Annotated in this window: 8 protein-coding genes and 1 pseudogene; 4 read left to right on the top strand and 5 right to left on the bottom strand. The window is 67.4% G+C overall.

The annotated features are described in order from the left end of the window. A pseudogene (locus JYJ84_RS37875) lies at positions 1-79 on the bottom strand (methyltransferase); the annotation flags it as partial. Positions 80-306: 227 nt separating this feature from the next. Beyond that, the gene (locus JYJ84_RS19645) at positions 307-1,290 is read right to left on the bottom strand and encodes an aldo/keto reductase (RefSeq protein ID WP_175218977.1); all 984 of its coding nucleotides are present in this window, start codon (positions 1,288-1,290) and stop codon (positions 307-309) included. 119 nt (positions 1,291-1,409) lie between these two features. Between JYJ84_RS19645 and JYJ84_RS19640 the strand changes: the two genes are divergently transcribed. Continuing rightward, complete coding sequence (locus JYJ84_RS19640) at positions 1,410-2,327, top strand: LysR family transcriptional regulator (protein WP_175218975.1); 918 nt, start codon at positions 1,410-1,412, stop codon at positions 2,325-2,327. A gap of 82 nt (positions 2,328-2,409) precedes the next feature. Here JYJ84_RS19640 and JYJ84_RS19635 read toward each other — a convergent pair whose 3' ends face one another. The 3 genes from JYJ84_RS19635 to JYJ84_RS19625 all read right to left on the bottom strand — a co-directional run bounded on the left by JYJ84_RS19635 (position 2,410) and on the right by JYJ84_RS19625 (position 5,398). Continuing rightward, complete coding sequence (locus JYJ84_RS19635; RefSeq protein ID WP_175218973.1) at positions 2,410-2,850, bottom strand: GNAT family N-acetyltransferase; 441 nt, start codon at positions 2,848-2,850, stop codon at positions 2,410-2,412. Positions 2,851-2,931: 81 nt separating this feature from the next. Then, positions 2,932-4,653 carry a ubiquinone-dependent pyruvate dehydrogenase gene (poxB, locus tag JYJ84_RS19630; protein WP_175218971.1) on the bottom strand — a complete coding sequence of 574 codons (1,722 nt, stop codon included), beginning with the start codon at positions 4,651-4,653 and terminating at the stop codon, positions 2,932-2,934. A gap of 244 nt (positions 4,654-4,897) precedes the next feature. Further along, positions 4,898-5,398, bottom strand: a complete 501-nt coding sequence (locus JYJ84_RS19625; protein ID WP_122949689.1) for an Lrp/AsnC family transcriptional regulator — start codon at positions 5,396-5,398, stop codon at positions 4,898-4,900. Between the two features lie 188 nt (positions 5,399-5,586). Between JYJ84_RS19625 and JYJ84_RS19620 the strand changes: the two genes are divergently transcribed. The 3 genes from JYJ84_RS19620 to JYJ84_RS19610 form a co-directional block, all read left to right on the top strand. Continuing rightward, complete coding sequence (locus JYJ84_RS19620) at positions 5,587-6,603, top strand: 1-aminocyclopropane-1-carboxylate deaminase (protein WP_175218969.1); 1,017 nt, start codon at positions 5,587-5,589, stop codon at positions 6,601-6,603. A gap of 579 nt (positions 6,604-7,182) precedes the next feature. Then, positions 7,183-8,595, top strand: coding sequence for an undecaprenyl-phosphate glucose phosphotransferase (locus tag JYJ84_RS19615; RefSeq protein WP_236027169.1), 1,413 nt, complete (start codon positions 7,183-7,185; stop codon positions 8,593-8,595). A gap of 52 nt (positions 8,596-8,647) precedes the next feature. Continuing rightward, the coding region (locus JYJ84_RS19610) for a polysaccharide biosynthesis/export family protein (RefSeq protein WP_205189386.1) at positions 8,648-9,811 on the top strand (1,164 nt) is incomplete at its 3' end.

Here is a 9,811-nt window from a genome sequence, read left to right as displayed (position 1 = left end):
ACGCGCCCACCGAGGCCGGACGGCCGACCCACTCGCGCACGAACAGTGCCGAGACACGCCACGCGTTCGGCCACATCATGCGCAGCCCTCGAGCGGTTGCACCGTCGGCCGCGACGTGCCGATGGCTGCGTGGAACAGGGTTACGGCGACACGGTGCTTTGGCATGCGCATCCTCCTGGACGAATCGGTCCGTCGCAGGAAGAGCGACGTTCAAATCGATTCTAGGAAACACAAACTTAAGACGACGTGAAGATTGTCCCTGATTCCGCTGATCAATTCGTGCCCGACCGGCCGCTGGAGGCCCGCTCAGCGATCGATACGCTGCTGGAAGTGCGCGGGATAGCGTTCGCCGACGATCCTGATCTGCTGCAGCGCGGTCTCGATCGCGGCGAGATCGTCGGCCGTCAGCACGACTTCCGCCGCGCCCACGTTCTCGTCGAGCCGGTGCAGCTTCGTCGTGCCCGGAATCGGCACGATCCACGGCTGGCGGGCCAGCAGCCAGGCCAGCGCGATCTGCGCGCGCGTTGCGCCCTTGTCGGTCGCGATCCGGCCGAGCAGGTCGACGAGGCCCGCGTTCGCCTTGCGGTTGTCCTCCGAGAAGCGCGGCACGACATTGCGGAAATCGTTCTCCGCGAACGTCGTGTTCGCATCGATCGCGCCGGTCAGAAAGCCTTTGCCGAGCGGGCTGAACGGCACGAAGCCGATCCCGAGCTCCTCGAGCGTCGGCAGGATCCGCGCCTCCGGCTCGCGCCACCACAGCGAATACTCGCTTTGCAGCGCGGCAACCGGCTGCACCGCGTGCGCGCGGCGAATCGTCTGCTCACCGGCTTCCGACAGCCCGAAGTGCGCGACCTTGCCTTCGCGGATCAGATCCCTGACCGTGCCGGCTACATCCTCGATCGGCACATTCGGATCGACGCGATGCTGGTAGAACAGGTCGATGCGTTCGACCTTCAACCGCTTCAACGCCGCATCGGCCACGTCGCGGATATGCGACGGCCGGCTGTCGACGCCCTTCATCGGCTGGCCGTCCTCGAAACCGAACTTGGTGGCGATCACGACCTGGTCGCGAAACGGCGCGACCGCCTCGCCGACCAGTTCCTCGTTGACGAACGGGCCATACGCTTCCGCCGTGTCGAAGAACGTCACGCCGCGCTCGAACGCGGCGCGGATCAGTGCGATGCCGCTCGCCTTGTCGGTGGCGGGGCCGTAGCCGTAACTCAATCCCATGCAGCCGAGCCCGATTGACGAGACTTCGAGGCCGCTCTTACCAAGCATGCGCTTTTGCATGACGCTCTCCTGCTGAAGATGAAAAGGTTCGACGAAATGCCGAGGAAGCCAGTGTAGGTTGATGGATACTGCTCAACAATCGGCGTACCATTTCATGCGTTACTGAGGAAAATTCACAAATGCTCCGCACCGGCATCGGCGAACTGACGACCTTCATCACGATCGCGGAGCAGCGCAGCTTCAGCGGCGCGGCGCGCATCCTGGGTGTGTCGCCGTCGGCGCTGAGCCATGCGGTGCGCCATCTCGAAGCGCGGCTCGGCGTGCGCCTGTTCAACCGCACCACACGCTCCGTCGCGCTGACGGAGGCCGGCGAGCAGTTGCTGCTACGCGTGCGGCCCGCGGTGGCCGATCTCGAGGATGCGTTGAACGACGCGGCCACCGCCCGCAACCGCCCGTCCGGCCAGATCCGGATCAGCGCGTCGGAAGCGGCGGCGCGCCCGCTGATCCGGCATGTGCTGCCCGCGTTCGTCGCCCGCTATCCGGACATCCACGTCGAGTTCGTCACCGATTCGCGGCTGATCGACATCGTCGAGCACGGCTTCGACGCCGGCATCCGGGTGCACGAAGACGTACCGCGCGACATGATCGCCGTGAAGTTCGGCGACACGATCCGCTTCGTCGCGGTGGCGTCGCCCGACTACCTGACGCGGCACGCACCACCGGCGCGTCCGCAGGATCTCGTGCAGCACCGGTGCATCCGCTACCGGTTCGAAAGCGGCGCGCTCTATCGATGGGATCTGATCCGCAAGGGCAAGCGCGTCAGCGTGGATGTCGACGGGCCGATGACGCTCGGCAACCAGGTGCTGATGATCGAGGCCGCGCTGGCCGGTATCGGCATCGCGTGGGTGACGGAGTCGCGCGTGGCCGATCACGTCGCCGCCGGGCGGCTCGTGCAGGTCTTGCCGGAATGGAGCCAGGATTTCGGCGCGCTGTGCCTCTACTATCCGGCGAACCGGCATCCGCCGGCGGCGCTGCGGCTGTTCGTCGAGGCCGTGCGCGAGTGGGTGGCTGCCGGGCGCGAAGCGGCGCCGGACTGAGCGCAGCACGCGCCAACGCACCGGAACATCCTCACAGTGGATTCCGTGCCGCGCGGCACGCGGCAGGCACGTACCCGCACGCTCAGCGCGTGGCGCGCATCAGGATGTTCGCGAACGGCAAGCCTTCGTCGTCCTCGTCGCGCCGCGAAATTTCGTCGAAGCCGAGCCGCGCATAGAACGCATGGGCATCGCGATTGTCGGCGTACACCTCGAGCTCGAGCGTGCCCTTGCGCGCGAGCGCATGCTCGACCAGCGCGCGGCCGATCCCGTGGCCCTGCATTGCCGGCGCGACGAACAAGCCGCCGATCGACGCGTCGAGCAGGCCGATGAAGCCGACCAGTTCGCCGGCACGGCACGCGACCCAGGTTTCCGCCGTCGGTAGATAAACCTGTTCGATCAGCGTGCGCTGCTCGCGCAACCGCGCCTCGCCGAGAAACGGATGCGCGAGCAGCGATGCGTCGAACCAGATGGCCGACAGCGTGTGCAGGTCGGATGCCTCGTAGGCGCGAATCTCGATTGCCATGTTTTCGTGTTGTTCAATTCGTCTGCGGGGACGAACGCACCCCGATGCGTTCGTCGACGCGGTACGCCGCGCGGCGCCGTTTCACCGCAGGTTGGTTCGGGCGAGCTCGACGATCTCGTCGCCGCGCCCGCTGAGGATCGCGCGCAGCATGAACAGGCTGAAGCCCTTCGCATGCGCGAGTTCGATCTTCGGCGGCATCGCAAGCTCGTACTTCGACGTGACGACGTCGACCACCGCCGGCCCGTCATGCGCGAACGCCATGCGCAGCGCCTCCTCGACGTTCTCCGAATGCTCGACGCGCACGCTGAAGATGCCCGCGCCCTTCGCAATCGCCGCGAAATCGGTCGGGCTCAGGTCGACGTTCGTGTCGAGATAGCCGGCCGCCTTCAGCTCCATCGACACGAAGCCGAGCAGGCTGTTGTTGTACACGACGATCTTGATCGGCAGCTTGAGCTGCCGCGCGGTGAGCAGATCGCCGAGCAGCATCGACAGCCCGCCGTCGCCGGACAGCGACACGACCTGCCGCCCCGGATGCGCGCCCTGCGCGCCGAGCGCCTGCGGCATCGCGTTCGCCATCGAGCCGTGATTGAACGAGCCGTGCAGTTGCCGCTTGCCGTTCATCGTCAGGTAGCGCGCGGCCCACAGCGTCGGCGTGCCGACGTCGGCTGTGAAGATCGCGTCTTCCGCCGCGACTTCGTCGACGATCTTCGTCAGGTACTGCGGATGGATCGCGCGGCCCGGCGGCTCGGCCACCGCGAGATCGTCGAGCCCCTTGCGGGCGGCCGCGTAGTGCTTCAGCGCGTTCTCGAGGAAACGCCGCTGCGTCTTGCGCGTGAGGCGCGGCAGCAGCGCCGAGATCGTTTCCTTCACGGTGCCGACGAGGCCGAGCGCAAGCGGCGCGCGATGGCCGAGCTGCGAGCCCTTCCAGTCGATCTGCGCGACCTTCGCGTTCGACGGATAAAACGGCCGGTACGGGAAATCCGTGCCGAGCATCAGCAGCGTGTCGCACGATTCCATCGCGTGATAGCCCGAGCTGAAACCGATCAGTCCCGTCATCCCGACGTCGAACGGATTGTCCCATTCGACGAACTGCTTGCCGCGCAGCGCATGCACGACCGGCGCGCCGAGCATGTCGGCCAGCGCGACCACCTCGTCGTGCGCACCTTGCGTGCCGCTGCCGCACAGCAGCGTGACCGCGTCGGACGCGTTGAGCAGCGCCGCGAGCCGGTCGAGATCGGCATCGGCCGGCAGGATCGACGGCGGTGCCGATTCGCTCCACGCCGGCAGTTCTTCCGGGCCGTCGCCGAGCGCGATGTCGCCCGGCAGCACGATCACCGCGACGCCGCGCTCGTCGATCGCGGTGCGCATCGCGCGCGCGAGCACGCGCGGGAACTGCGACGCGTTGGTCACGAGTTCCGCGAAATGGCTGCACTCGCGGAACAGCTCCTGCGGATGGGTTTCCTGGAAATAGCCGAGGCCGATCTCGGTCGACGGAATGTGCGCGGCGATCGCGAGCACCGGCTGGTGATTGCGGTGGCAGTCGTACAGCCCGTTGATCAGGTGCAGGTTGCCGGGGCCGCAGCTGCCCGCGCACACTGCGAGCCGCCCGGTCGACGCGGCATCCGCGCCGGCCGCGAACGCGGCGCTTTCCTCGTGCCGCGTGTGCATCCAGCGGATCGAGCCGATCTGGCCCAGGCTGAACGACAGGCCGTTCAGGCTGTCGCCCGTCACGCCCCAGATGCGCTCGACACCCGCTGCCGCCAGCGTCTTCGCCAGGTATTCCGCCATCGTCTGTCTTGCCATGGTGCCCTCGCTCGTTGATGGGTCGTCACATGCATGAACCGGCTCCGGCGGCCTGCTCGCGCCGCCGACGGGACGAGCATACGCGATCGGTTCAAGCCACGTCGTGAAAGTGCGACGCGCGTGCGCGCGTTTCGTTCAGTACCTGTCGGCAGCGTCGGGAGACTGTCGCGGTTTCGTCGGCAAGCGGACAGGTTGGCGGGTAGGCCCGGCGCCGGTCCGACGTGCATGCGCTGAACACGCGTGCCTACAGCGGCAGCGCATGCGTCGACAGAATCTCCTTGAGCACCATGAACGAGCGCACCTGCCGCACGCCCGGCAGGTACAGCAACTGTTCGGCGTGCAGCCGGTTGAAGCTTTCGTTGTCGCGCGTGCGCACGAGCATGAAGTAGTCGAATTCGCCGGTCACGACGTGGCACTCGACACATCCCGACACTTTCTGCGCGGCCTGCTCGAACGCAGCGAACGCTTCGGGTGTCGAGCGATCGAGCACGAAGCCGATCACGACCAGCATGCCGGCACCGAGCGGCTTCGGGTCGAGCAACGCGACGATGCCGCGGATCAGCCCCATTTCCTTCAACCGCTCGACGCGCCGCAGGCACGCCGGCGCGCTCAGCTTCACCTTCGCCGCGAGGCTCACGTTGGAGATCGACGCGTCCTGCTGCAGTTGCCGCAGGATCGCGCGGTCGATGCGATCGAGCGTCGGTGCGGCGTCGGCCGGCGCGGTGCCGCCTCTCTCTAATTTCATTGCGTCAATCTCCGTTTCAACGCATTCAAATTGTTTTGAATACACGATCTCCTTCGATAACGTAGGCCGTGGAGATTTATTTCGCAAGCTCATTTCTTGCCGTCATCCCTATCATTTTTCCATCGGGATGCCGCCGCTGGCCGCGCCCGGACACCGCAGCCACCTTCACCGCCCTCCGGAGTTCGTCGATGAACCTGCAACGTTTCCCCCGTTATCCGCTCACGTTCGGCCCGACGCCGATCCAGCCGCTCAAGCGCCTGAGCGAGCACCTCGGCGGCAAGGTCGAGCTGTATGCGAAGCGCGAGGACTGCAACAGCGGCCTCGCGTTCGGCGGCAACAAGACGCGCAAGCTCGAATACCTCGTCCCCGACGCGCTCGCGCAGGGCGCGGATACGCTCGTGTCGATCGGCGGCGTGCAGTCGAACCAGACGCGCCAGGTCGCGGCGGTCGCCGCGCATCTCGGGATGAAGTGCGTGCTCGTGCAGGAGCACTGGGTCAACTATGACGATCCGGTGTACGACCGGGTCGGCAACATCCAGCTGTCGCGCATGATGGGCGCGGACGTGCGGCTCGTATCGGACGGCTTCGACATCGGCATTCGGCGCAGCTGGGAAGAAGCGATGGAGAGCGTGCGGCAGGCGGGCGGCAAGCCGTATCCGATTCCGGCCGGTTGCTCCGAGCATCCGCTCGGCGGGCTCGGCTTCGTCGGATTCGCGGAAGAAGTGCGGGCGCAGGAGGCACAACTCGGCTTCAGGTTCGACTACATCGTCGTGTGCTCGGTGACGGGCAGCACGCAGGCGGGGATGGTCGTCGGCTTCGCGGCCGACGGGCGCGCCGACCGCGTGATCGGGATCGACGCATCGGCCACGCCCGAGCGCACGCACGAGCAGATCACGCGCATTGCGCGGCACACGGCCGAGCTCGTGGATCTGGGCCGGCCGATCACCGCAGCGGACGTGGTGCTCGACACACGCTACGCCGGCCCCGAATACGGGCTGCCGAACGACGGCACGCTCGAAGCGATTCGCCTGTGTGCGCGGCTCGAAGGCATGCTGACCGATCCGGTCTATGAAGGGAAGTCGATGCACGGGATGATCGACAAGGTACGGCTCGGGGAATTCGAACCCGGGTCGAAGGTGCTGTATGCCCATCTCGGCGGCGTGCCGGCGTTGAGCGCCTATAGCGAGATTTTCCGGAACGGGTGACGGGATCGGGATGAAACACCGGCGCGCAGAGGATCGCGTGCCGGCCCCCCGATCGCGGCGATTGCCCGGATCGCCGTTACTGCTGTGCCCGCCCTCCGTCCCCCGTCCTGCGCTCCATTCCTTCGGCTGTCCTCAACTCTCGCTTTCTTCACACGCCGCGCTCCGCTTGCTGCGATTCGTTCGCCTCGACGACCCGCCCTTGCGCGTCATTCTGAAGACAAGTCTGACGCCGTCATGCGCGCCTTCACAGATAAATCCTACGGATTCGTACACGTACTAATCCATTTCCACGGCATTTAGTAGGCGTTCTATTTAAATCAAGCCCCTGCTTCCTGAAAATTAACCCCGTCGAGTCGGTCGCAACGTTTCGCAAGCATTCGCCGTTCATGGCGCCAGGCACGAGAAGCGCCGTTGCAATTCATCCGGTCGACCGGCACCCCAGGCAGCGTCTCCTTCCCCGATGGCATTTCCCATGCAGTGGAAACAGCGGCCGCGCTCCGCTTCGGCCGGGCTCGCGGTTTCGCGTCGCGATCGGGACGACGGGCGTCCCTTTAAATCAGAACGGCAGCAGGAGGGTATATGGATACTTCATTCGAACCACGGCACGCGCATGCAGCGCGTGCCGCAGGCGGCCTGATCGCCCGCATTGCTGACGTCGCCCTGATTTCGTCCGGCGCGCTGGCCGCCGCGCTGGTATTGCCTGGCCCGGACGGCGACCGGTCGTCCGAACTGGCCGCCGTCGCGTGCGCCGCGGCCTTCGCGCTGGTGCTGTTTCCGGCCTTCCGCCTCTACGCGGCGCCGACGCGCCCCCCCAGGCACCGCACCGCGCTGCTGACCGCGTTCGCATGGCTGATCGCACAGGCCGGCGCGGCGCTCGTGATGCAGGTACTCGCGCCGACCCTGGCCATTCCGCTGCCCTGGTACGTGCTCTGGACAGCGATGAGCGGCATCGCGCTCGTCGCGTCGCGCATCGTCGCCGGCACGACGCTCGAACGGATCGGCCGCCCGCAGGAAAGCGATCGCCTCGTCGCGATCGTCGGCACGGGCGCCCATCGCGACGCCGTGCTCGATCGCATCGCCGATGTGCCGTCGGCCGGCTTCCGCGCGGCGGCGATGTTCGATATCGCCAGCGCCAGCACGACGGGCCCCGACGGCATGCCGCGCTTTTGCGATCTCGAGACGTTCGCCCGGCATGTCCGCACGCACGCGATTCCCGAAGTCTGGCTCGCGCTGCCGATCGGCGAGGCGCGCATCGTGATGGCCGTGCTCGACGCATTCCGCGACGATCTCGTCAACATCCGCTTCATGCCCGACGTCAGCAAGCTCGCGATGTTCGACGGCGAGATGATCGACCTCGTCGGCGCACCGGCGATCAACCTGGTCGCGTCGCCGCTGTCGTCGCGTGCGTTGCTGCACAAGGCGATCTTCGATCGTGTGTTCGCGGCCACCGTCCTCGTCGGCATGGCGCCGCTGCTGCTCGCGATCGCGGCGGCCGTCCGGCTGTCGTCGAATGGCCCCGTGCTGTTCCGCCAGCAGCGCAAGGGCGCGGATGGCCAGGCGTTCACGATCTTCAAGTTCCGCACGATGCGGCTGCACGAAGCGGGCAGCGAAGTGCGGCAGGCGACGCGCGACGATCCGCGCATCACGCGGGTCGGTGCGTTCCTGCGCCGCACGAGCCTCGACGAGCTGCCGCAGTTCCTCAACGTGTTGCGCGGCGAGATGTCGGTCGTCGGCCCGCGCCCGCACGCGCTCGAGCACGACGACCTCTACCGGAAGATCGTCGACGGCTATATCCACCGCTACCGCGTCAAGCCCGGCATCACCGGGTGGGCGCAGATCAACGGCCTGCGCGGCGAGACCGACCGCCTGGAAAAAATGCAGCGCCGCGTCGAAGCCGATCTCCACTACCTGCGCAACTGGTCGTTCGCCCTCGACATGCGCATCGTCCTGGCCACCGCGCTGCGCGGCTGGTCTCACCGCAACGCGTACTGATACGCAAGCGGCACCGCCACCGCGCGCCGCCGCACCACGATAAGGATCACTGATGACTTCCGCCACGATCGAGCGGGCTGGATCCGCTCGTCCCTGCCGCATGCGCACGCTGCTGGCCGCAACGGTCAGCGTCGCGCTGTCGGCCTGCGCATTCGCACCCGGCATGCAGATGAGCGCACCGCCCGCCGCCACCGACGGCCAGCCTGCCGGCAACGTCACCGCCAACGGGAGCGCCCTGCCGTTCCGGATCACGACGATCGACGCGAGCCTGATTCGCCACCTCGACGCCCAGGCCGTGCAGCAGCAGAACCTGCCATCCGGCCGGCTGGCGGCCGCGCCCGGCGCTTACCGTCTCGGCCCTGGCGACGTGCTGCAGATCACCGTCTGGGATCACCCCGAACTCGCTGCCGCGCAAGGTGCGGCACAGCAGAACGCACCGCGCGCGGCCGATCCGGTCGCGGGCTTCGTCGTCGATCCGCACGGCAACCTGGCGTTCCCGTTCGCCGGCAGCGTGCCGGTCGCGGGTCTTACCGCCGACGCCGCGCAGGCACGCATCGCCGCCGCGCTGTCGCGCGTCTATCGCAATCCGCAAGTGACGCTGCGCGTCGCGTCGTTCCGCTCGCAGCAGGTCTACATCGACGGCGAAGTCCGCACGCCAGGCGCGCAGCCCGTCAACGACGTGCCGATGACGCTCTACGAAGCGCTCGGCCGCGCGGGCGGGCTCGGCACGGCCGCCGACCAGAGCCGCATGACGCTCGTGCGCGACGGCGTGTCCTATCCGCTCGACCTGACGCGCATGCTGCGCGACGGCCGCAATCCCGCCGACGTCGTGCTGGCCGCGGGCGACCTGCTGCACGTGCCGGCACGCAGCGACTACGGCGTGTACGTGATGGGCGAAGTGAACAAGCCATCGCTCGCGGTGCCGCAGCGCGACGGCCGGCTGACGCTGTCCGACGCGCTGTCGCAGGCCGGCAGCGTGAACGCCAATACCGCCGACGCCGCGCAGATGTTCGTGATCCGCGGCTCGCAGACGGGCGATCCGCAGGTGTTCCACCTCGACGCGCGCTCGCCCGTGTCGATGGTGCTCGCCAACGAGTTCGCGCTGCAGCCGAAGGACATCGTCTACGTCGACGGCAACGGCCTGGTGCGCTTCAGCCGCGTGCTGAGCCTGCTGCTGCCCGGCGTCAGCACCAGCGCCACCGCGGCGCTCGCCGTC

The organism is Burkholderia sp. LMG 13014, from assembly GCF_905232215.1.
Taxonomy (GTDB): domain Bacteria; phylum Pseudomonadota; class Gammaproteobacteria; order Burkholderiales; family Burkholderiaceae; genus Burkholderia.
The sequence above is the reverse complement of the archived record's forward strand: the minus strand, read 5'-3'. Positions and strand labels throughout refer to the sequence as shown.

Bases quoted from the DNA above. Each gene is read 5' to 3' on its own strand.
- poxB (WP_175218971.1), bottom strand. From the start codon at position 4,653: ATGGCAAGACAGACGATGGCGGAATACCTGGCGAAGACGCTGGCGGCA.
- JYJ84_RS19635 (WP_175218973.1), bottom strand. From the start codon at position 2,850: ATGGCAATCGAGATTCGCGCCTACGAGGCATCCGACCTGCACACGCTG.
- JYJ84_RS19640 (WP_175218975.1), top strand. From the start codon at position 1,410: ATGCTCCGCACCGGCATCGGCGAACTGACGACCTTCATCACGATCGCG.
- JYJ84_RS19625 (WP_122949689.1), bottom strand. From the start codon at position 5,398: ATGAAATTAGAGAGAGGCGGCACCGCGCCGGCCGACGCCGCACCGACG.
- JYJ84_RS19620 (WP_175218969.1), top strand. From the start codon at position 5,587: ATGAACCTGCAACGTTTCCCCCGTTATCCGCTCACGTTCGGCCCGACG.
- JYJ84_RS19615 (WP_236027169.1), top strand. From the start codon at position 7,183: ATGGATACTTCATTCGAACCACGGCACGCGCATGCAGCGCGTGCCGCA.
- JYJ84_RS19645 (WP_175218977.1), bottom strand. From the start codon at position 1,290: ATGCAAAAGCGCATGCTTGGTAAGAGCGGCCTCGAAGTCTCGTCAATC.